22 protein-coding genes are annotated in these 22228 nt (G+C 50.2%); 18 read left to right on the forward strand and 4 right to left on the reverse strand.

From position 1 onward, the window contains the following. Positions 1-10 precede the first annotated feature (10 nt). Complete coding sequence (locus R50912_RS16055) at positions 11-862, reverse strand: aldo/keto reductase (RefSeq protein ID WP_042236301.1); 852 nt, start codon at positions 860-862, stop codon at positions 11-13. A gap of 168 nt (positions 863-1030) precedes the next feature. Here R50912_RS16055 and R50912_RS16060 point away from each other — a divergent pair, with 168 nt between their 5' ends. Then, positions 1031-1480, forward strand: coding sequence for a MerR family transcriptional regulator (locus tag R50912_RS16060; protein WP_042236303.1), 450 nt, complete (start codon positions 1031-1033; stop codon positions 1478-1480). Positions 1481-1840: 360 nt separating this feature from the next. Here R50912_RS16060 and R50912_RS16065 read toward each other — a convergent pair whose 3' ends face one another. Next, a complete protein-coding gene (locus tag R50912_RS16065) occupies positions 1841-2209 on the reverse strand; it encodes a VOC family protein (RefSeq protein ID WP_042236306.1) in 369 nt (122 codons plus the stop codon). Positions 2210-2340: 131 nt separating this feature from the next. After that, positions 2341-3291, reverse strand: coding sequence for a helix-turn-helix transcriptional regulator (locus tag R50912_RS16070; RefSeq protein ID WP_042236308.1), 951 nt, complete (start codon positions 3289-3291; stop codon positions 2341-2343). 252 nt (positions 3292-3543) lie between these two features. Between R50912_RS16070 and R50912_RS16075 the strand changes: the two genes are divergently transcribed. From R50912_RS16075 to R50912_RS16145, 15 genes are all read left to right on the forward strand, one after another. Further along, the gene (locus tag R50912_RS16075; RefSeq protein ID WP_042236311.1) at positions 3544-4665 is read left to right on the forward strand and encodes a phosphodiester glycosidase family protein; all 1122 of its coding nucleotides are present in this window, start codon (positions 3544-3546) and stop codon (positions 4663-4665) included. Between the two features lie 118 nt (positions 4666-4783). Next, the gene (locus R50912_RS16080) at positions 4784-5716 is read left to right on the forward strand and encodes a LysR family transcriptional regulator (RefSeq protein WP_042236313.1); all 933 of its coding nucleotides are present in this window, start codon (positions 4784-4786) and stop codon (positions 5714-5716) included. Between the two features lie 15 nt (positions 5717-5731). Further along, complete coding sequence (locus tag R50912_RS16085; RefSeq protein WP_042236314.1) at positions 5732-6847, forward strand: 5-methyltetrahydropteroyltriglutamate--homocysteine S-methyltransferase; 1116 nt, start codon at positions 5732-5734, stop codon at positions 6845-6847. A 540-nt stretch (positions 6848-7387) separates the two neighbouring features. Further along, positions 7388-8941, forward strand: coding sequence for a lysine--tRNA ligase (gene lysS, locus R50912_RS16090; protein ID WP_042236316.1), 1554 nt, complete (start codon positions 7388-7390; stop codon positions 8939-8941). Positions 8942-9036: 95 nt separating this feature from the next. Beyond that, the gene (locus tag R50912_RS16095) at positions 9037-9756 is read left to right on the forward strand and encodes a YebC/PmpR family DNA-binding transcriptional regulator (protein WP_042236318.1); all 720 of its coding nucleotides are present in this window, start codon (positions 9037-9039) and stop codon (positions 9754-9756) included. Positions 9757-9896: 140 nt separating this feature from the next. Then, positions 9897-10076 (forward strand): hypothetical protein, encoded by a 180-nt coding sequence (locus R50912_RS16100; protein WP_042236321.1) that lies wholly within the window; start codon positions 9897-9899, stop codon positions 10074-10076. Between the two features lie 190 nt (positions 10077-10266). Further along, the gene (locus R50912_RS16105; protein ID WP_042236323.1) at positions 10267-10701 is read left to right on the forward strand and encodes an NUDIX hydrolase; all 435 of its coding nucleotides are present in this window, start codon (positions 10267-10269) and stop codon (positions 10699-10701) included. 122 nt (positions 10702-10823) lie between these two features. Continuing rightward, positions 10824-11588: a TSUP family transporter gene (locus R50912_RS16110; RefSeq protein ID WP_042236324.1), complete on the forward strand. Its 765-nt coding sequence runs from the start codon at positions 10824-10826 to the stop codon at positions 11586-11588. 23 nt (positions 11589-11611) lie between these two features. Next, on the forward strand, positions 11612-12058 hold the full coding sequence (locus R50912_RS16115) for a GNAT family N-acetyltransferase (protein ID WP_197073092.1): 447 nt from the start codon (positions 11612-11614) through the stop codon (positions 12056-12058). Then, positions 12051-13223: an alanyl-tRNA editing protein gene (locus R50912_RS16120; protein WP_042236326.1), complete on the forward strand. Its 1173-nt coding sequence runs from the start codon at positions 12051-12053 to the stop codon at positions 13221-13223. Before R50912_RS16115 ends, R50912_RS16120 begins: the two co-directional genes overlap by 8 nt. Positions 13224-13353: 130 nt before the next feature. Further along, positions 13354-14925: an ABC-F family ATP-binding cassette domain-containing protein gene (locus R50912_RS16125; protein WP_042236328.1), complete on the forward strand. Its 1572-nt coding sequence runs from the start codon at positions 13354-13356 to the stop codon at positions 14923-14925. A 136-nt stretch (positions 14926-15061) separates the two neighbouring features. Next, positions 15062-17413, forward strand: coding sequence for an ABC transporter permease (locus tag R50912_RS16130; protein WP_042236330.1), 2352 nt, complete (start codon positions 15062-15064; stop codon positions 17411-17413). A 42-nt stretch (positions 17414-17455) separates the two neighbouring features. After that, entirely contained in the window at positions 17456-18232 is a 777-nt protein-coding gene (locus tag R50912_RS16135) for an ABC transporter ATP-binding protein (RefSeq protein WP_042236333.1), read from the forward strand. A 22-nt stretch (positions 18233-18254) separates the two neighbouring features. Further along, positions 18255-18935: a response regulator transcription factor gene (locus R50912_RS16140; RefSeq protein ID WP_042236334.1), complete on the forward strand. Its 681-nt coding sequence runs from the start codon at positions 18255-18257 to the stop codon at positions 18933-18935. Then, on the forward strand, positions 18922-20208 hold the full coding sequence (locus R50912_RS16145) for a sensor histidine kinase (RefSeq protein ID WP_052416386.1): 1287 nt from the start codon (positions 18922-18924) through the stop codon (positions 20206-20208). Before R50912_RS16140 ends, R50912_RS16145 begins: the two co-directional genes overlap by 14 nt. A gap of 98 nt (positions 20209-20306) precedes the next feature. Here the strand turns inward: R50912_RS16145 and R50912_RS16150 are convergent, their stop codons facing one another. After that, complete coding sequence (locus tag R50912_RS16150; RefSeq protein ID WP_042236335.1) at positions 20307-20510, reverse strand: TOBE domain-containing protein; 204 nt, start codon at positions 20508-20510, stop codon at positions 20307-20309. 65 nt (positions 20511-20575) lie between these two features. Here R50912_RS16150 and R50912_RS16155 point away from each other — a divergent pair, with 65 nt between their 5' ends. Then, positions 20576-20815, forward strand: a complete 240-nt coding sequence (locus R50912_RS16155) for a GNAT family N-acetyltransferase (protein WP_042236336.1) — start codon at positions 20576-20578, stop codon at positions 20813-20815. A gap of 424 nt (positions 20816-21239) precedes the next feature. Continuing rightward, positions 21240-22223, forward strand: coding sequence for an aldo/keto reductase (locus R50912_RS16160; protein ID WP_042236338.1), 984 nt, complete (start codon positions 21240-21242; stop codon positions 22221-22223). Positions 22224-22228: the final 5 nt, after the last annotated feature.

Genomic DNA, 22228 nt, shown 5'->3' on the forward strand with positions numbered 1-22228 from the left:
TGATCAAGGTTTACAGATCAACCCTCAAGGTGCCCAGCATCTTGACGAACTTCGGATCGTGGTAGGATAAGAAAAGACTGTCCCGCGTATCGAGGGCGGTAATTTGTCCGATATCATCCGCGCTCAACTCAAAATCGAAAATATTGAAGTTCTCCGCGATCCGCTCTTTTCTCACTGATTTTGGAATCACAACGATTCCACGCTGAACAAGCCAGCGCAGCACGACCTGGGCGACGGACTTGTTGTGTTGTTCTGCAATCGAGGCCAGGACTTCGTTGCCGAACATGTTGCCCAGTCCTTCAGCAAACGGCGCCCACGACTGGTGCTGCACGCCCTGATCTTTCATAAAAGCAGAGCTCTCGGCCTGCTGGTAGAACGGGTGCGTTTCGATCTGGTTGACAGCGGGTACGATTTCGTTATGCACAATGAGGTCCATCAGACGGTCGGGCAGAAAGTTGCTGACACCGATCGCCCTGATCTTGTTATCGCGGTACAATTCTTCAATAGCACGCCAAGCGCCGTAGTAATCCCCGAACGGCTGGTGAATAAGGTATAGATCGAGATAGTCGAGCTGCAGCTTATTCAAGGATTTGGCGAACGCCAGCTTGGCACTCTCATAGCCGGCATCCTGAACCCAAAGCTTGGTCGTGATGAATAGTTCCTCACGCTTCACGCCGCTACGCTTAATTGCGCGTCCAACCGCTTCCTCGTTGAGGTAACCGGCCGCTGTGTCAATGAGGCGGTATCCAGCTATTAGTGCTTCATATACGGCGTTCTCGCATTCTCCAGCATCCGGGATTTGGTAGACACCAAAACCGATGATCGGCATTTTCACACCATTGTTTAAGGTTACGCTTAGCATTATAATTCCTCCCAGTATTCAGATGTACAACAGCAAACGGTGCGTATCCCCAAGTAGGATACTGAAGCGGGGATTCCACTTCCATCCGAGTTGCATTACAATAAGCCTATCGCCTTCGTGTAACACGAAGTCAAGCGGTCTTATCATTTTTTTCAAGGAGGATCACACATGCATACGGTCAAAGAAGCCGCCCTGATTACAGGACTCACTGAGCACGCTGTACGCTATTACACGGATAAAGGGCTGGTGCCCAGCGTACAGCGAAACCAGAATAATATCCGGCTGTTCGATGAAGAATCGATCAACTGGCTGCATGGCGTCAGATGTCTCAAGCAATCCGGGATGCCGATTGAAGTTATCAAAATATACATTGATCTCTGTCTCAAAGGTGATTCGACCCTTCCGCAACGCAGTGAACTCATGATGAAGCATAAAGAAGCAGCGCTCATTAAGCTTGAAGAAGCCAAACAGCATATAGCCCATCTGGAACAAAAAACTGCCCTATATCAGGACATTCTGGAGCATGGTATACCAGATACGACCAATCCCCGCAACTGGGCCGAAATTCAGCATATGCATGCTGACGTGTTGTACTCCCCCGCTGTCCGGAAGGCGTGAGATGCTCCGAACGAACAGATTTGCACAATATTGTTGTCTTTGAAGAAAATTCGAAATCGGAGGAGAAGCAAACATGAGAAAACTCGATTTGTCCGGTCATCTTGGGCAGTGGGAAATCAGCATTCCACGATGACGGTGAGAAAATCAGGCTCAAGCTGCTATCCAGCCGAACGCTCAAGTCGGGCATTATCGCGGCCCGCTATGAGTTGGAGAAATAGCCTTGCCGTACAAGGTGTTCCACTTAGCCTGACAATTCGCCGACATGAAAAAACTCCCCATACTGTAGACAGGTTGTATGATCTCACCTGTCTACCATATGGGGAGCCTATCCCTAGTTATTAAGCTGAATACTTTTGCGTATTAGCCTTTACTATGAAGAGTAACCTGATAACCGTCCGGGTCGGCAAATGTAAAGGTTCGTCCGAAGGGGCCGTCTATGGGTGCGGATGTAATCTTTACGCCTGCTGCAATAAGCTTGTCGTGGATTTCTTGCGTATCAGGGGCATGAAGCCATAGAGCGACACCAAGTCCAGGTTGAGTGCCTGTACCGAGTTCTATTCCAGGCATTAGATCACGAAGGGCAAATGCAATGGGCTTGGTATCAAAGACCACAGCATGAGGTGGGCCCGCCTGGGAGCGGACCAGTCCGAGATAGTTCTGATAGAATTCCGCAGAGCCTTCAAGATTGCTTACTTGTAGTGAAATGAAGTCGGGTCCAATTGCTGACATAATAATGTCCTCCTGTTTATGTTATTAGAATAATCATCTGACTCGCCATCGCCTCAAAATCAGCATTTGCAAATCTTCAATGCACTATTCGTATATCTTGATTATACAAGCCCCCTACTGCCAACAGCATGTCAGTAGCGTTCTTTCATTTTTTCGATTTCTTCTCTTATCCGGTTTTTGAAGGATTCAGGTTCAGTGACTACTACATCTGCCCCCCATCCAAGCATCCAGCTCAGCAATTCTTCCGGCTCGTGGACACGAAAAGTGACATGGTAACCGTCCTCTTTAGATTCGGCAGTCTCCATATAATAGTTATTGGCTTCTTCAACTCTATCTGTGACGTTTGGATTAAAAATTGCGCAGACCCGTACGCTACGGGTATCCTTCGGCCGGTAGGACTCAAGGTTGAAGTTATCGGGAGTCTGAAACGTATCCTCAGTCATGGTAAGGTCACTGATCCGGGAGACCCGGAAATGGCGAATATCCTCCCTTAGGTCACAGAAAGCAAGTAACAGCCAGCCATTCTGCTCATCATGTGCTAATCCGTATGGCGATACAATTCGCACATTTACCCGGTTCCCATCAGCTTCAGCCACCCGCTTGTGATAGGTTAAACGAAGTTTCTTGCCCTCCAGCATGGCTTCACGAATGATTCCCAAGTTTACTTTCTCCCGGGCCATTATGACCTTTTCATCCCTTTGAAGCAACCGGATGCTCCCTTGGATTCGGGTTGTCTCTTCACGCATGGGCCGGGAAAGAATGGCTTCTATTTTTCTGCGGGAAGAACGGGCACTATTGCGATAAGTCGGATCAAAACGTTTCTCTATGAATTCAGCTCCAAGAAGAAGTGATACTGCCTCTTCTGTGGTAAAACTGATGGGTGGAAGAAAATAGCCTTCCATTAAGGAGTATCCTAATCCAGTCTCACCGATGATGGGAACTCCCGCTTCACTCAGAGCCTGCATATCACGATAGATCGTTCTTACACTAACCCCTAAGACCGCTGCTAATTCATCAGCTGTCTGCAATTTACTTCGCTGTAGTTCTATCACAATCGATAAAAGACGCTCTGTTTTATTCAATTGAAGCTGCACTCCCTTGCTTAGAATTCAACCCTTGATCATATCTTTCGTGGTTTCAAAATAACGTATGATAGTTTCTACATTTCTATTTGCTGTATTCTGATTGATTCCTATCCTTGAGCAGAAAATAACAGATAATGGACAGAGAATTGACCAAACTGAAACTTTTAAACTTCTATATTGCTCTATTATGAGATATGTGAGTGTATAGAAGTATACAACAAAAGGCTTGTTTAGGGAGGATAACTAGAAGTGAATTCTTCATCATTACCGCAACGTTCCACTATCCGCAAGAAGAAAAAACCGGCCCGTAAGCGCAAGAAAAGGGGCTTTTTCCGTACAGTCTTCAGAGTATTTATGTTCTGCCTCATCCTGATGATTATAGCCGGAGGCTGGCTCTACCTTGCACCGTCTGCCCAGAACACCCGATATCTGATTGCCGATACACTGATTACGACACAACACCGGTATATGGCCAAATATATAATTGGCGAAGATGAGCTTAAGAACCGCGTCAGCGAATATACAGAGCGGTTTCAGGAGATGGGCAATGAGGTAGACACCCATGTGATTGAACCGGAGCCCGTGGTCCCGGAGGATAAACCGCTGGTCGAAATTGAAAAGGTTACTGGCAGCGGGTATGCCGGTTATGTGATGATTGTGAATGATCCGAAGAAGGTCCGTCTGGGTGTACCCGATAAGGTTGGTTCAGGGGAAAAGGTATCCAGTATGGTGGCGCGGACAGGGGCAATCGCCGGGGTGAACGGCGGGGGCTTCGCCGATCCGAACTGGAAAGGCAATGGCTTCAAGCCGATCGGGCTGGTCGTCTCACAAGGGAAGCTGTACTATAACGGACTTGGCGGCAAGAAGTCTACACAGATTGTGGGTCTTGATAAAGAAGGCAAAATGATCGCCGGAAACTACACGTTAGATGAGCTGAGCAAGATGGGAGTACAGGAGGCGGTGACTTTTCAGCCGCGGATTATTGTGAACGGCAAAGGCCAGATCAAGAATGCCGCTGAAGGCTGGGGGATCGCCCCAAGAACGGCTATGGGCCAACGGGCGGACGGTGCGCTGATCTTCGTGGTCATCGACGGGCGGCAGCCGGGCTACAGCATCGGGGCGAATCTGTATGATGTGCAGCAGATTATGCTGAAGCAGGGTGCAGTGATCGCAGCCAATCTGGACGGGGGTTCATCCACTGTACTGGTGAAGGACAACGAGATTCTTAACAAGCCTTCTTCACAATACGGGGAGCGTTATCTGCCTACGGCATTCCTGGTGTTTGAAGATCCCGGACAGGCGGATATCAGGAATATCTGGGAAGGACTTGATCCGTCCAAAATCGATGCGGGCAAGAAGCGGACCCAATAACTTCAGCTTTTCACGCTGCATAATCCCTAGTAGATTGGGTGCGGTAAGGTGTGATAGGATAACTATTAAATTCTTATTTGTAGTATAGGTGAATTCCTTGATCAGAGGGGGAACAGGTTTGACATTGCAGCAGCTCCGCTACGCAATTGAGATTGCGAACAGCGGCTCTATGAACGAAGCGGCCAAAAGGCTATTTGTGTCACAGCCCAGCCTCTCGAATGCTATCAAGGAGCTGGAGAGCGAGCTTGGCATTACAATCTTCGAACGCAACAACCGGGGGATCAGCATCTCGGCGGAAGGCATGGAGTTTCTGGGCTATGCCCGGCAGATTATTGAACAAACGGAGTTTATGGAGAACCGCTATACCGGCAAGAAACGCAGTCCGATCTACTTTTCGGTATCCACGCAGCACTATGCTTTTGTTACGGACGCATTTGTGAAGCTGATGAAGGAGAGTAAGATAGCGGAATACAATTTCAGCCTGCGGGAGACGCAGACCTATGAGATTATTGAGGATGTGCGTACCCTGCGCAGCGATATTGGTATTCTGTATATCAATGAGAGTAACTATAAGGTAATGAACAAGCTGTTCAGCGACGGTAACCTGAAGTTTACACCGCTATTCAATACGAATCCGCATGTGTATGTGCGGGCAGGACATGTGCTGGCCGGCAAAGAGAGAATCACTATTGATGATATTCTTTCGTTTCCTTATATTACTTTTGAGCAGGGGGATAACAACTCACTGCACTTCTCGGAGGAAATGCTTAGCTTCACGCAGATTGAGAAGAATATTAAAGTTACCGACCGCGCCACACTGACTCATCTGCTGCTCGGAAGCGACTCGTATACGGTAGGCACAGGGATAATGGCCTCAGAGCTTAATGATGCGGGACTGGTCACTATTCCTTTTGACAGCAAAGAGGTGTTCTCTGTCGGCTGGATTGCCCACAAGGACCGTAAACCGAGCGAGATTATGTCGGGGTATATTAACATTCTGAATGATCTGGTGTCGGATAATTATTTCGAGCTTGAGTCATTCTTACTTTAACAGCAGGAGGGACGTATGAGTAGTCCAGTTATCGGATCGACTAGAAATGCACCGCCCTTTCGCTATGACATTGTCGGAAGCTTCCTGCGGCCAGAGGCGCTCAAAGCTGCGCGCAGCCTGCATGCCCAAGGTACCATGACCGCCGGGGAACTGCGTGAGGTTGAGAACATAGAGATTGCCAAGCTGCTACAGCAGCAGAAATCCCTGGGGCTACATGCCGTAACTGATGGCGAGTTCCGCCGCTCCTGGTGGCATCTTGATTTCTTCTTCGGGGTCCAGGGGACACAGAAGATCACGCTCGGGCCGGCCGGCAGCTCCAAGGAATCGGTGAACCGGGCAGAGAGCTTCAAGATTACCGGGAAAATCGCATTCGGCGACCATCCTATGGTGGCAGACTTCAGCAGTCTGCAGCAGATGGCCGGAGTCACGCTTGCCAAAATGACCATTCCTTCACCGGCGCTGTTTCATTTCGTGCAGGATTATAACGGAAACGAGGTCTACTCGGATTCCGCAACGCTGTATGGAGATATCATCCAGGTGTACCGGGATGCGATACAGGCCTTCTACGATGCCGGCTGCCGGTATCTGCAGCTCGATGATACCACGTGGGGCACACTTTGCAGCGGCAAACACCGGGCGCATCTGCGCAGCAGAGGCGTCGATCCCGACCAGCTGGCGAAGGACTATGTCCGGCTGATTAATGAGAGCATCGCTGCCCGCCCTGCGGATATGACGATTGCGCTGCATGTGTGCAGAGGTAATCTCCGCTCGACCTGGTTTGCTGCCGGGGGCTACGGGCCGGTTGCCGAAGAGCTGTTCGCTGGCGCCGAAGTGGATGCGTTCTTCCTGGAGTATGACAATGAACGTTCCGGTGATTTCGAACCGCTGCGCTTTATTCGTAACCAATTTGTAGTGCTGGGGCTGGTGACCACGAAGCATGGCGGCCTGGAGAGCAAAGAGCAGCTCAAAGCCCGGATCGCAGAAGCGTCACAATATGTGGATATTAATCAGCTCTGTCTCAGCACCCAATGCGGCTTCGCCTCCTCCGAGGAAGGGAATATCCTGACCGAAGAAGAGCAGTGGGACAAGCTGCGGCTGGTGATTGAGACGGCGGATGAGGTTTGGGAGTAGAAGGTATATGCTGCATAGAGGGCGGGTTTGCCCGAAGGGGTGACCTGCTCTCTTTTTTGCAAAAGAAATGGGGGAATCTCCCAAGGAGGGACTGTTCCCGGTTAATGCTTTGTTATTGACAGATCCCTCCCTCCCGAAGTACACTTGCAAATAATTACTTACATACACACAAGCGATGAAGAGAAGAGTAGGCAGGCGGCAGCGTTCACAGAGAGCTCCAGAGTGGTGAAAGGGGGCAGCGAAGCGTCTGATCTGAAAAAAGTCTCTGAGCTGCATACGGAATTGGGCACAGCACCAAGGATGCTATGCCGGGATCTCCCGTTACAGAGATAGGGTATAAGCGTAAAGGCCGTACCCGAAGAGGCGGAAGATTAGCAATAGGTCCGCGAATAGAGGTGGTACCACGAAGCTTATTCAAGCTCTCGTCCTCAAGATAACAATCTTGAGGGCGGGAGCTTTTTTGTGTTCCCGGGCGGCCGGGCGTCGTGCCAAGTCAAATAAGCTCCAAATCGTATCCATAAAACAGTAGAGGTGATTGTCATGCATTGGGCAGAGAGAATAGCAAGCCAGTTAATCGTGAACCATCCGGAGCGGCAGACTTTTGTATGTGCATCGGGGATCAGTCCGTCCGGATCGGTCCATATCGGAAATTTCCGCGAGATTGTGACCACTTCGTTTGTAGCCAAAGCGCTGCGGCGGGCGGGGAAGGAGGTACGGTTCATTTTCTCGTGGGATGACTTTGACCGGTTCCGGAAGGTGCCGAAGCTTGTGGACCCTTCGTTCGGACAATATATAGGGCTGCCGTATTCGCAGGTTCCCTGTCCCTATGGCTGCCATACTTCGTACGCGGCACATTTCGAGGCGGAGTTTGAGCAGGCGCTGCAGGCGTTTGAGATCGAGCCTGAATTCATCTACCAGAGCCGGGAATACCAGTCACACCGCTATAATCCGGCAATCCTGCATGCCCTGCGCCACCGGGAAGAGATCTACGATATTCTGATGTCGTTCAAAACAGGGGAGAGCTCTGCGGAAGACCGGGCAGCTTTTTATCCGGTAAGTGTATACTGCAGACGATGCGGAAAAGATGCGACAACGATTCACAGCTTCGACGACAGCGCAGAGACCGTGGTGTATAGCTGTAAGTGCGGTCATGCCGATACCATTCGTGTTCCTGAGGCTGACAACCTGAAGCTGCACTGGAAAATCGACTGGCCGATGCGCTGGAACATGGAGCAGGTGGTGTTTGAGCCTGGAGGGCGTGATCATTCGTCTGAAACCGGCAGCTATAATGTGGCCGCAGTAATCTCGGAGCGGATCTTCGGCAACCCTCCGCCTATGTATGAGCCCTATGAATTTATCAGCATTAAAGGCAGTTACTCCAAAATGTCCAGCTCTTCCGGGCATAATTACACACCCGATGATCTGCTGAACATATATGCCCCGGAGAATATCCTGTTCCTGTTCGCCAAATACCAGCCGAATGCTGCTTTTCATATTGGACTGGATGAGGATGTGCTGCGCAATTATGCGGAGTTCGAGCGGTATGCTGCTGGAGTTCATACCGGAGCATTAACTGGTGATCTTGCGGATGCGCTGGAGTTATCGCTGCTAAGCGGCTCTACCGGAACGTCCCCGAGCTTCAATCAGGTGTCCAGTCTGCTGCCATTAATCAACTTCGACCGGGAACTGCTCCGGGATATTCTCACCAAGAATGGGGAGAAGGCAGATGAGCATCAGCTGCTGCTGACGGCGGACCGGGCGGAGCACTGGATCAGAAACTGGATGCCGCACAAGCTGATTACGGTCAATTCTTCGCCGAACTTAGCCTATTATCATTCACTGGACGCGGCAGAACTGAAATGGCTGCGCACCCTCTGCGGCCTGCTAAGAAACTGTGAGCTGGACGAAACGCAGAGAATGACTCAAATCTACGCGATCTGTCATCATGAAGACAAAAAAACAATGCGGACTCAGCAAAAAAGGCTGTTCACCATCATCTATCAGCTGGTTCTGAGTGCGGATGAAGGCCCGCGTCTGCCAATGCTTATTCAGGCTGCGGGGACGGACCGGATGCTGGCTTTACTGGATTTATGAATGAGCGCCGGACGGCCCTTTACGGGATATATCGAACAGAGGTATAATATACAGGACTGTTTTTAATCAAATGTTGGAAAGCGAGCGGTAACGATATGGGTCGTAAGTGGAATAATATTAAGGAAAAGAAAGCATCCAAGGATGCCAATACAAGTAAGGTCTACGCCAAGTTCGGTGTAGAAATCTATGTTGTCGCTAAGAAGGGCGAACCTGATCCGGAATCCAACCGGGCACTGAAGGTTGTTCTGGAACGGGCCAAAACCTATAATGTGCCGAAGGCGATTATCGACCGTGCACTCGAAAAAGCAAAAGGCAGCGGCGACGAAAATTACGTGGAGCTCCGTTATGAAGGCTTCGGTCCAAGCGGTTCGATGATCGTGGTCGATGCGCTGACGAATAACGTCAACCGTACAGCTCCGCTGGTACGCTCCACCTTCAGTAAGAACGGCGGGAATATGGGTGTCAGCGGTTCGGTAACCTATATGTTCGATCCGACAGCTGTAATCGGTGTAGAAGGCAAATCGGCGGATGAAGTGATGGAGCTGCTGATTGAAGCTGACCTGGATGTCCGTGATGTGCTGGAAGAGGATGAAGCAGTGATTGTATATGCCGAACCCGACCAGTTCCACGCTGTACAGGAAGCTTTCCGCGGCGCAGGCATTACGGAATTTACCGTAGCCGAGCTGACTCTGCTTCCACAGAATTATGTGGCCCTGCCGGAAGATGCACAGGCGCAGTTCGAGAAGCTGATTGATGCTCTTGAAGAACTGGACGATGTGCAGCAGGTCTACCATAACGTGGATTCGGAAGAATAGAATAAGCTGCTTTGCTAAGCGGACAAGCCCATTCTCAGGCTTGTCCGCTTTTTTACTTCTGCCATGCTGTGTATATTCTGTACCGATCTTTGCCAAAATAAACCGAACCGAGTAGCACACTACTTAGAGGAGGCAATACAGTGGAAGAATATACAGCACCGGATAAGAACCTGGTTAATACCGTCAAGGAGCTTGATCAGGACCCGGTCACCAGCCAGGAAGCGCAGCAGATGGAACAGAAGAAGAGTGACATCCGCAAGGAATCCCTGAGGGATGACAAAACGACCTATAAGAAAAATGAGCAGAATACGTATAAATGATTTACTCCTGTAAATGTAGCAGGGGCCATGCGGGCGGTGAGGGCAACCTTACCGCTTTTTGGCATTCAATGAAGAAGACAGTACCCTTTCCGTCTGACAAAGTACAGCCTGGTATGCTATAGTCGATTGTAAAAAGGCAAACTAATGTTCTCTTTAATTGGTTAGCTGATCATACAGGAGGGATTAACAAATGGAACCTTTCCGGTTGTTGAGTGTAGTCCATGTATTTCTGATCAAAGATGGGCAAATATTGCTGCTGAGGCGCTTGAACACAGGACATCATGACGGGGATTACGGTCTGCCTGCGGGCAAGTTGGATGGAGGTGAGGAGTTGTTCTCCGCCGCCATCCGTGAAGTCCGGGAAGAATGCGGTGCTGTCATCGCGCCATCAGACCTTGAAATGCTCGGAGCGATGCATATCCGGACTCCCGGAAATGAACGGATTGATTTCTTCTTCAAAGCGGAGCATTGGAGCGGTGAGATTTGCAACACCGAGCCGGATAAATGCGATGATCTGCGCTGGTTCCCGCTGGATGATCTTCCGGAGAATGTAATCCCTTTTGTGCAGGAGGCCTGGAGCAAGTTCAGGGATGGTGTCTGGTTTGCTTCACATGGCTGGGCGTGACAGGAGTAACCGGAGCCGTACGCATTTTCACAAATCTATGGTGCATCCTGCGAAAATTGTGTATGCTGAATGAAGTTTACTGAAAACAAATGTAAAGTACATAGCAGGAGGATTTGCACGGGATGGAAGATTGGACGATTGGCATGGTCGCAGTATTGGTGCTTTGCGGTTTTTTGGCCGGATTAATTGACTCTGTGGTAGGCGGGGGAGGACTGATTGCAATTCCTGCACTGCTGTCCGTAGGGATTCCTCTCCCTCTGCTGCTGGGCAGCAGCAAATTGGCCGGGTCAATGTGCTCCCTGACCAGTACGGCTTCTTTCGTGCGGTCCGGCAAAATCAATTTCAAGCTGGTCCGGACACTGATTCCGTTGTCCATTATAGGTGCGGTAGCCGGTACACTTACCGTCCGTCAGGTACCTTCAGAGTTTCTGAAGCCGCTGGTCATTGTCATGCTGGTAGTGATAACGGTCTATACGTTGTTCAAAAAAGCCTGGGGAGATGTATCCACCTTCTCCGGCAGCAATGGCAGAACACGGCTGATCGGGATTATCGCGGCACTGGTCATAGGCTTCTACGATGGCTTCTTCGGACCGGGAACCGGATCTTTTCTGATCTTTGCTTTTCTGATGATGGGCTTCGAATTTGTTACGGCCGCAGGCAATGCCAAAATGCTGAATTTCGCCAGCAACATCACGAGTCTGCTTACGTTTATAGCCCTCGGCTCTGTCAGCTATACCCATGGGCTGATTCTGGGCATTCCGATGGTGATCGGAGCTATTGTGGGCTCCAGAATTGCCATCCGCAAAGGCGCGGCGTATATCCGCCCGCTATTCATAACAGTCACTGTCATATTGATCGGCAAACAGATATGGGATACGATGCATTAAGTACATATATTGGAGTGGATGAGATGGAGATCAGGATCATACAGAAGGAAGAAGCATGGAAACTTAGGCATGAAGTGATGTGGCCCGAGCGTGAGCCAGATTACATCAAGCTGGAGGATGATGAGCGGGGTGTACATTACGGGCTGTATCTGGGAGAACAGCTGGTGTCGGTGTTATCTCTGTTTATTAATGGTACAGAAGCACAGTTCCGCAAGTTTGCTACGCTGGAGCTGGAGCAGGGTCTGGGCTACGGCAGCAGACTGCTGCAGACGGTGCTGAAAGAGGCAGAGCAGGCAGGGGTACAAAGGATCTATTGCAACGCACGAACCTACAAAGCAGGCTTCTACAAGAAATTTGGCATGCAGGCAACAGATGAGGTATTCAGCAAGGGCGGCAAGGACTATGTCGTAATGGAAAGGTTCTTCACGCCCGCTGAAGACGGTAACGGAAAGGAGTCTACGCATGACTAAGAAGCTGTATTATGATTCAGCCTACTTGAATGAATGGAGTACAATCATAAGTGGTACAGTTGAACGTGAAGACGGGATCTATGTGACACTTGCGGAGACAGCCTTCTATCCCCACGGGGGCGGACAGCCTTGTGATACAGGGTACATAGGTGAGCTTCCGGTGCTGGATGTAGTGCTGGAAGATAATGAGGTGCTGCATAAGGTAGCGCAGCTTCCTGATCGGGCTGAAGTCAATTGCAGGCTCGACTGGAGCCGGAGATTTGACCACATGCAGCAGCACAGCGGCCAGCATTTGTTGTCGGCTGTCTTCCGTGATCTGTACCAGGCGTTGACACTAAGCTTCCACCTAGGCAGTGACTATGCCACGATTGACATCGGAGTGCCGGAGCTGTCTGCTGCACAGATGGCGGAGGCCGAACAAGAGGTCAACCGCCAGATATACCTGAACCGCAGTATAACCAGCTACTTCGTCACTTCAGAAGAAATGGCCAGGCTACCGCTGGTGAAGCTGCCTAAGGTGACAGAGGACATCCGGATTGTGGAGATTGAAGGTGTCGAACATAACGCCTGCGGGGGGACACATGTAGCTTCAACAGGAGCCGTGGGCATGATCAAGCTGCTGCGTTCCGAGAAGCAGAAGGGCAACACCCGGATTACCTTCAAATGCGGAAGCCGGGCACTGGATGAATTCAATGACAATGTACGTATTCTGGGGCAGCTGTCAGCCAAGTTCAATACCGGTAAGGACGAAATTATCGACCGGATTGAGAAATGGGAGCATGAGCAGAAGCTGGTGCAGACTGAACTGGCTTCGCTTAAGGAACAGAATGATATTTATCTGGCCCGGGAGCTATTATCCGCACTGGAACCCGGCAGCGGACTGATTACACATATTTCTGATACCCGAGCGCTTAAGGATTTGCAGAGTCTGGCGGCGAAGCTTACAGCATTAACGGACCTGCCTGTTCTGCTGCTGAGCGCGGCGGAGAATAAAGCGGTGCTCGCCCACAGCGGTGCTGCGGATCTGTCCTGCGGAGCCTTCTTCAAAGCCCATCTTGGCGAATATCAGGGCAAAGGCGGAGGCAGCGACAAGCTGGCCCAGGCCGGCTTCCCGGTATGGCAATCAGCCGTGGCCTTTTATGATTTTGCCCAAAAACAATTCTAGTTTCAAGTGAAAAGGCCGCGGATCGCGGCCTTTTGTGTAATGTGACAACGGTTATGCGGATTTAGTGTTATAATCACCCCTGAGTGTGGATAGATGAATTTTGAGGTTATGAACCAGAGGGGCGATAGGTTTGAGCGTAATACGTATGGAGAATGTGACAAAGAAATATGAGGATACATTGATCTTCAGAGATATCTATTTCCGCGTAAGCAAAGGTGAACGAATAGGTCTAATCGGACGCAATGGTGCAGGTAAATCGACTGTATTCAAGCTGATCATGGGACAAGAACAGCCTACGGCCGGGAACGTGGAGCTGGACCCGAAGGTTAAGATCAGTTATTTCTCCCAATTCTCGGAGCTATCCGGGTCCTTGTCTGTGCAACAGGAGCTGGAGCTGTGCTTCGGGCAGGTGACGCTTATCGAACAGGAGCTTCAGCAAATTGGGGAACAGCTTGGGCAAGTAACGGATGATAACCAGATGAATACCCTGTTAGAACGGCAAGCGGAGCTTTTTGAACAGATGGATCATTTGGATGGCTGGAATGTCTCGGTGGAGATTAATACGGTGCTCACTAAACTGGGGTTTGATGAGAGATCACGGCATCAGCCTGTAGACGAGTTATCAGGAGGGTGGCGGAACCGCGCGGCACTGGCCAAGGTCTTAATTGAGGTGCCCGATGTCGTATTGCTCGATGAACCTACCAACTTTCTGGACATGGATGGCATCGTATGGCTCGAGCAGTGGCTGCACCGTTTCACCGGGGCGATGCTTCTGGTCTCACATGACCGGCAGTTTATTGACAGGGTAGTAACACGGACCATAGAAATCGAGAATTATCATTTCCAGGAGTACGAAGGCAATTATACCGATTATGTTCAAAAAAAGAAGATGCGCAAAAAGGTACTCGACCGTCAGTTTGAATGGGAGGAAGAACTTCTGCTTATGGAGTCTGAAGCCATGGATAACCGGGGCCGTAAAAAGTCTCCCAAAGACCGCCTGTCGCGCAAGCTGACGGAGATCAAAAAGCGGGTGGAGCCGCATCCTGTGAATGTCCTGATTACCGATATTTATAGCAATTTGCGTTTTCCGGACAAGCTTGCTGAAGTGAAGGGAATTGGCCAGACGTATGATGACCGGACCATCTTCCAGAACATTAGCTTCGACATTCAAAAAGAAGACCGGCTGGTCATCGTCGGCCCTAACGGAAGCGGGAAATCGACGCTAATCAAGGTGTTGACGGGTCAGGAGGAGCCGGATTCCGGGGTTGTGACCTGGGAGCGAGGTGTCAGCTACGCGTATTTCAACCGGATGTGGGACGAGCTTGATCCTAAAGATACAGTAAGCCATGCGGTTAATGTGTATGGTCTGGGTCTCGATGCGCCGCGGAAAAAAGTGAACAAATTCCTGTCTATGCTGCAATTCTCGGAAATAGATTTGAGCAAAAGGATCGGACATCTATCCGGCGGCCAGCAGGCCAGAGTAGCGTTAGCGAAATGCCTTCTCTCCGGTGCTGCTGTGATCATCCTGGATGAGCCTACCAATCATCTGGATCTGACCAGTATTCAAGTGATGGAGCAGGCACTCATTCATTTTCCCGGGGCGGTAGTTACTGTCAGCCATGACCGGTTCTTTATTGATAAAATAGCGACGAAGATGCTTACCTTTGACCCGGAATCGGGGATCTCGGAGCAGGACGTTTAGGTTAGAAGTAATTAGAGAGCTATGGATCATTCTGTAGCTCTTTTTTTGCGCGGATTTCTTTTGCAGCGACTTAAGGATTATTTAATATTTGCCCCGCTATAATCAGGACAGAGCTTGACGAAAGGAGAACAACATCGTGTTCCTGAAAATACTTAAAAAAGATCTGCGTCGTAAAAAAGTGATGAATACCGTTCTATTGGTACTCATTATTCTGGCTTCAACGCTCGTAGCGAGCAGCTCCAGCCTGATGTATTCCACCTCCAGCGCCCTCGACAGTTTTATTGACAAGAGCCGGGTGGCAGATCTTAATATTGCGCTGGCCGATCATCCGGAATATAACAAGGTCATCCAGGAATGGATTCGGAATGAGAAGAGAGTAGAGACTTCGTACATGGAGAAATTTATCTCAATAACGCTGAATCAGATAGAAATGCCTGACGGGCGTGCCAGCTTTTCCGGGAATATGAGTCTTATGCTGTCTACCGTGCCGGAGCAGGTCAATCTTATCTTTGGAGAAGACAATGAGCCTTATAGCCTTCAGCCAGGGGAAATAGGACTGCCGACAAGCCTAATACTAGCCAGTGGCATTAAGTCAGGAGAACCAATCACACTTACCTTTGACAATATAACGAAAACCTTCAAGGTGCACGGTTTCTTCAAGGATGCCTTTATGGGGTCGGATTTGATGGGCTTCAAACGGATTATACTGGCGGATGAAGATTTTGCAGAAATAGAGCAGAGCCTGCCAGACGATTCTCTGGTGAATCTGTGGAGCTTAATCGCGGTCCCGGGTATATCTCCCACGGAATTGTCGGGCTCATTCGCCACAACGAATCTGCCTATTAACTTCGATGCCGACAAGTCGCTAGTCTCCACGTCTTATTTAACAGACCAGATCATCTCCGTGATGATGTTTGCGATCAGCCTATTTCTGATCTTCATTGCATTTCTCACCCTGCGGTTCACGATTGTCTCTACGCTGCAGGATGAGTACAAGGAGATCGGCGTGATGAAAGCGATCGGGTTCAGGAGCCGGGGGATCAAGCAGCTCTATTTAACGAAATATATGGGTCTCGCCTTTCTTGGCGGCGCCATCGGACTTGGAATCAGCCTTCCGCTGACAGAGCTAATGTCCCGCAGGACCTCGCAGTATCTGATCTTACCCGGCGGCAGCATCAGCATCATTATTTCAGCGTGCAGCACTGTGGCCATTATAGGTTTCATTCTGTTGTTCTGTTTACTCTGTATGCGCAAGATTAACAAGGCTTCGGCCATTGACGCTATCCGCCAAGGCCAGACAGGAGAACGCTTCAAGGCTTCCCGCAGCATTCATTTACATAAAAGCCGGTTCCTGCATACCGCATTCTTCCTGGCGCTGAGCGATGTGCTGAACCGGCTGAAAAGCTATACCTCGCTTATTCTAACTCTAATCTTAAGTACAGCCATCATTCTGATTCCGGTGAATTTGACCAATACAATTGTTTCTCCTACATTTCTGGATTATTTTGGTACGATTGGAGCGGATTTCTATACCAAGACTGTGGTAGGGGATAAGACCACTCAAGAGATTCAGCAGGAGAAGGCAGAAATCAGCCGGAGTATGAAGGAGCAAGGGTTTGACGTGTCACTTGCGGCGAATTACGCATTGATGACCAAGTACATTTCTGATGACGGGCAAGAGAACCGGAGAATTAACGGACAGAAGAATGACTTCGCTGAATCCGTTCCATTCCTGGAGGGCACTGCGCCTATGCTTAAGAATGAAATTGCTGTTACAACCATTATGAGCGAGAAATACGGCAAGCAGGTTGGCGACAATATGATATTTGAGATTGATGGCGTACAAAGCACTTTTATCATTACCGGATTGTTCCAAAGTATCTCTAACGAGGGCTATGCGGTCTGGATTGCACAGGAATACAACCCGCAGGTGATAGGTGCTTATCTGTTCTCCGGAACAATCAATGCCCCGGCTGACCAAAAGGCAGAGATGATTAAGGAAATCCAGAGTCAGTACAGTGACCTGAATATCAAGACGGCGCTGGAAATGCTGGGCGAAATCACTGGAGGCTTCATGGGCCAGTTAAAAAGCATCAATTCGCTGCTCACGGCAATTATCTGCATCATTACATTCTTCATCACTAGCCTGTTTGTCAGGCTGATGATTACGAAGGAAGTGCACGGGATTGCGGTGATGAAGAGCATCGGCTTCACGAATTCAGCCATCCGGCTGTGGCAGGTGCTGCGCATTCTGATTATTATGGCAGCCTCATTAATCCTGGGTGTAATCGCCGCAAACACCCTTGGAGGACGTTTACTCGGCATCCTCTTCCGGATATTCGGTCTGACGAAGCTGGAACTCACGATCGTCCCGCTTCAGGTCTATGTGTTCTATCCGCTGCTCATCCTTGCTGTCGTCATGCTGGCGGTATACACCAGCTGCGGTCAGATCAAACGTGTGCAGATCTGGAATATGAATAAAGAGTGAGCTTCAGCGAACAGAAATCATTTACCCAAGGAGGAATATTGAATGGCAGCTGTACTTGAAGTGACCAATCTATGCAAAACCTATATTGTAAATAAAGGACAGAATAATGTCCTGCGGAATATTAATCTTACGCTTCATGAAGGAGAATTCGTGTCCGTGATGGGGCCGTCCGGCTCAGGTAAATCAACACTGCTCTACACCGTCAGCGGGATGGACCGGCTCACGGCGGGTGAAGTGGTGTTTGACGGGCAGAGTCTCTCGCAGCTCTCCGAGAAAGGAATGGCTGACCTGAGGCTGCACAAGATGGGATTCATCTTTCAACAGATGCATATGCTGAGCAATCTGTCGGTTTATGATAATATCATTCTATCGGGCTATCAGGCGATATCCGGGAAGGGAAGCAGGCGCAGCCGCAGCGATGTCAATCAGTACGCAGATGCGTTGATGCGGAAGCTGAATATTATTGAAACGGCCGGACATGACATTACAGAGGTATCCGGCGGACAGCTGCAGCGGGCCTGTATTTGCCGGGCACTGATTAATGAGCCGGCGATGCTGTTTGCCGATGAACCGACGGGTGCACTCCATTCGAAAGCTGCGCAGGAAGTCATGAATGAGCTGTGCCGGATCAACCGTGAGGGAACAACCGTTATGATTGTGACCCATGATGTGAAGGTAGCCGCACAGAGTGATAAGGTATTATATATGGTGGACGGCAATATTCAGGGCGAGCATGTCCTGGGCAAATATTCACCGGAGCAGGGTTCGAGGGAACGTGAGCGCAGCCTGGCGGGCTGGCTGATGGAGATGGGCTGGTAACAAGCAGCAGGAGGAGATAGCCGTGGCGGATATTCTGATCATTGAAGACAATGCGGAGCTGGCGGAGGTGATCAAGGATTTTTTGCAGTTGGAGGGGTATTCTGTATTCATTGCGGCTTCCGGGGAAGAGGGGTTGACATATTTGGAGATGCATCCGGTCAGGCTGCTGCTGCTCGATATTATGCTGCCGGAGCTTGACGGCTTCGCCGTCTGCAGAATCGCCAGGGAGAAGTTCAATTTGCCGATTCTGATTATGAGTGCACGCCATGGGGATGACAATAAGATTATCGGCCTTACGTTGGGCGCAGATGATTATCTGGAGAAGCCTTTTTCGGTCAACCTGCTGACAGCCAAGGTCAAAGCACATCTGCGTCGCAGCTATGAGATGAACGATGATAAGCAGCTGCTGGCCGATGGAGACCTTACAGTTAACCGGACCTCGATGATGGTATATAGAGGCGGGCAGCAGCTCGGGATGACGGCCAAGGAATATGAGCTGCTGGTGCTGCTGATGAATAACAAGGGAAAGGCTCTGCGTAAAGAGTGGCTGTTCCAGCAGGTATGGGGGGCAGACAGCTTCAGTGAGCCTTCGACGCTGACGGTACATATGAATAAGCTGCGGGACAAAATCGAACTGAACCCCAAAGAGCCAAGGCGGATTGTAACCGTCTGGGGGGTAGGATACAAGTATGAAGGCATTTAACAGACTGATTCTCTGGACAATACTCGGCGGGTTCATCGTGATTGCCATTCTGAATACATATGTATCCTACCGGGAAATAAGGGAGCCCGGCAAAGCTTACCGGGTGGAGATCAACCGGATTATTGAGCAGGTGCAGCGCGGGGTGCGGCCGGAAGAGATTATACTTACTCCGGGAGATTATACATACGTTAACGGCTTAAGCTGGATAGATCAGGGGGCGGAAGCACAGGCAGTTGAGCGGTTTTTTGCCGGAATAGGTGTAGCGGATTCATACGAATTCACGGTCAAACCTGTCTATCTGGAGCAGCAGCTGACAGGGTATTTAAGGTTCTCATACCGGTTGCCCGGTGCGGACCGCAGCGTATTCCTGGTCCTGAATGTGTTCCTGCTGGCGGTGCTTGGGGCAATGATAGCCCTGCTGTTCTATATCCGTAAGCAGATTCTGCAGCCGTTTCACACCCTACAAGAGTTGCCTTATGAGCTGTCCAGGGGTCATGTGAATACAGGGATGAAGGAGCACCGGAGCCGGTTCTTCGGCCGTTTCGTATGGGGGCTCGACCTGCTGCGGCAAACGCTGGACACCCAGAAGCAGACCAATCTCCGCCTGGAAAAAGACCGCCAGACGCTGGTCGCTTCTCTATCGCATGAGCTCAAAACACCGGTCGCCTCGATCAGGCTATACGCCAGTGCGCTGGACGAAAGCCTCTATGACAGTGAAGAGAAACGCAAAGCTGCTGCAAGGCTGATTGGTCAGAAAGCAGAGGATATTGAACAGCTGATCGGCGATATTATCATGGCTTCAGTCTCCTCACTGCAGGAAATGGAGGTCGTGCCGGGGGAGTTCTATATCAGTGAGTTAATCAAGAAGGTGGTCCTGGGTCATAAAGAACGGTTGGAGTTGCTGAAGATAGAGCTGAAGGTGGGTCCTTATCAGGACAAGCTGCTGTTGGGTGATCTGGATAGGCTGCTTGAAGTACTTAATAATCTTATCGAGAATGCGATAAAATACGGCGATGGCGGTACGGTCAGCATGACCTTCCGGGAAGAGGACTACCGCCAGCTCATCGTCATTGAGAATTCAGGCGAACCGCTATTGCTGGGCGAGCTGCCCTATATCTTCGCCAGCTTCTGGCGCGGCTCCAATGCGGACGGGAAGCCGGGTAACGGCCTCGGCCTATTCATCTGCAAGCAGCTGCTGGTGAAGATGGGCGGCGATATCTTCGCGGAGCCGCTGGAGCGGGGCATGCGGTTTGTGCTGGTGCTGCGGTACTGAACCCAAAAGACCTGAGTGGCGGCGGATCGCCGGATCAGGTCTTTTGGCGTGCGGGCTTGCATAGGCTATGAGCTTACCCGGCGCAAGCCGTAAGCCGGTTATGCCATCAGCAATACGGAGGAAGCTTTGATAATTGCCGTAACAGCAGAGCCTTCCTTCAGTTCCAAATCGCGTAGCGCTTCTACTGAGATAATAGAAGTGAGCTTCTGGCCTCCGGTGTCCACCACAACCTTCGCATTGACTTGTCCCTCTTCAATCGACACTACAGTACCTTCAAACTGGTTTCTGGCGCTGATCTTCATGATTGTATTGGAGGTTGAATATGGTGTGACCGTTGACTACAGGGAATTTACTGTTCTGGAGGCTCATGAAGAGGACCGTGAACAACAGTTATTTCATTGATGTGGTTACATACTCAGAAGCTGAGCGCGGTAAAGGATACGGGACGCTAGCCGCCCGGTCACTGATTAGTTATTACCTGGAGAGAGGCCAGCTACCCTTGTGGGAAACCACACATGAGAATACCGCGTCACATAGGTTGGCACTGAAGCTGGGATTCGAGCATGTGGAGAGCTATCCGGTGTTTGCTTATGTCATGGAGAGCTAGGAGCTTAAACTTCAGTCACCGGCTGTGCTCCATTAGAATGGAGGCGGTCTTTTTTAATGTAAACAACTCTATGTTGCATTTGGGTAAGAAATCCAGTGTTGTAGGATGCGGACTGAGATTCCGTTATCTAGTTAAATCGTGTCTGAAATGAACAGTATTGAGTAATTTAAGCGATTCTGAGTCCGATTGTTCAGCAAATCACCCTGATAAGCTCAATTAAGGGAATCTCAGTCCGCGTCAGAGGTGGATGGACTTGGAATCTCCCGCAAGAACGGACTAGTATGCAATCTGCGATTAAGTATGGGGCGGTATAACTATACAGAGACTGGACCTTACCGTGCAAACCATTCATAATAATAAGGTCAGTTGTTAACGGTTCCATAGGATTCATTATACTAACTAAACTCAAAACGGAGGTTCTACGATGAAATACCGCAAGCTGGGAAATACAGGTTTATCAGTAAGTGAAGTCAGCTTTGGCACTTGGGCAATCGGCGGGGACTGGGGCAGCAGCAGGGATGAAGACGGACTCAAGGGATTGCAGCTGGCTTTGGAGCAGGGCGTTAATTTCTTTGATACTGCCGATGTATACGGCTCCGGGCATGCGGAAGAGCTACTCGCCAAGGCAACCAAAGGCAAGCAGGATGAGATACATATTGCCACTAAGTTCTGCCGTGGTGGAGATATTCATGATCCGCAGAACTACTCCGCACGCAGAATTAGTGAATATTGTGAACAGAGCCTGCGCAGGCTGGAGAGAGAGGCCATTGATCTGTATCAGATCCACTGTCCTCCGATTGAGATTCTACGGGACGGCAGTGTCTTCGAAGCGCTTGACCAATTGAAAGCTGAAGGCAAAATCCGCCATTACGGCGTGAGTGTTGAAACTATCGAGGAAGGTCTGCTATGCCTTGAATATCCAGGTGTGGAGGCGCTGCAGGTGATCTTCAATCTGTTTCGCCAGCAGCCTGCACTTGAACTGCTGCCGCGTGCTGCCGCCCACGGAGCGGGTATTCTGGTGCGTTTGCCGCTGGCCAGCGGACTGCTGACTGGTAAATTCAAGGAATCCAGCACATTCCAGGAGAACGACCACCGCAGCTTCAATGCGAACGGGGAGCACTTTAATGTCGGGGAGACCTTCGCCGGACTGCCGTTTGTCACCGGTGTTGCATTGGCCCGCAAGCTCGACTGGATCGCAGAAGGACGCGGGAATATGGCCAGAGCATCTATGCGCTGGATTCTGGATCATCCGGCCGTCAGCTGTGTCATTCCTGGCTTCAAGAACGAGGCTCAGATCGCAGACAATCTTGCTACACTGGATGTTCCATCCTATAGTTCAGCTGAAATGGAGCGTCTTAGCGAATTTTATCAGTCCGAAGTAGCTCCGCATATCCGTGGAGGTGTGTAAGCGCA

Origin of the sequence: Paenibacillus sp. FSL R5-0912 (genome assembly GCF_000758605.1) — a bacterium.
Lineage (GTDB): Bacteria > Bacillota > Bacilli > Paenibacillales > Paenibacillaceae > Paenibacillus_AQ.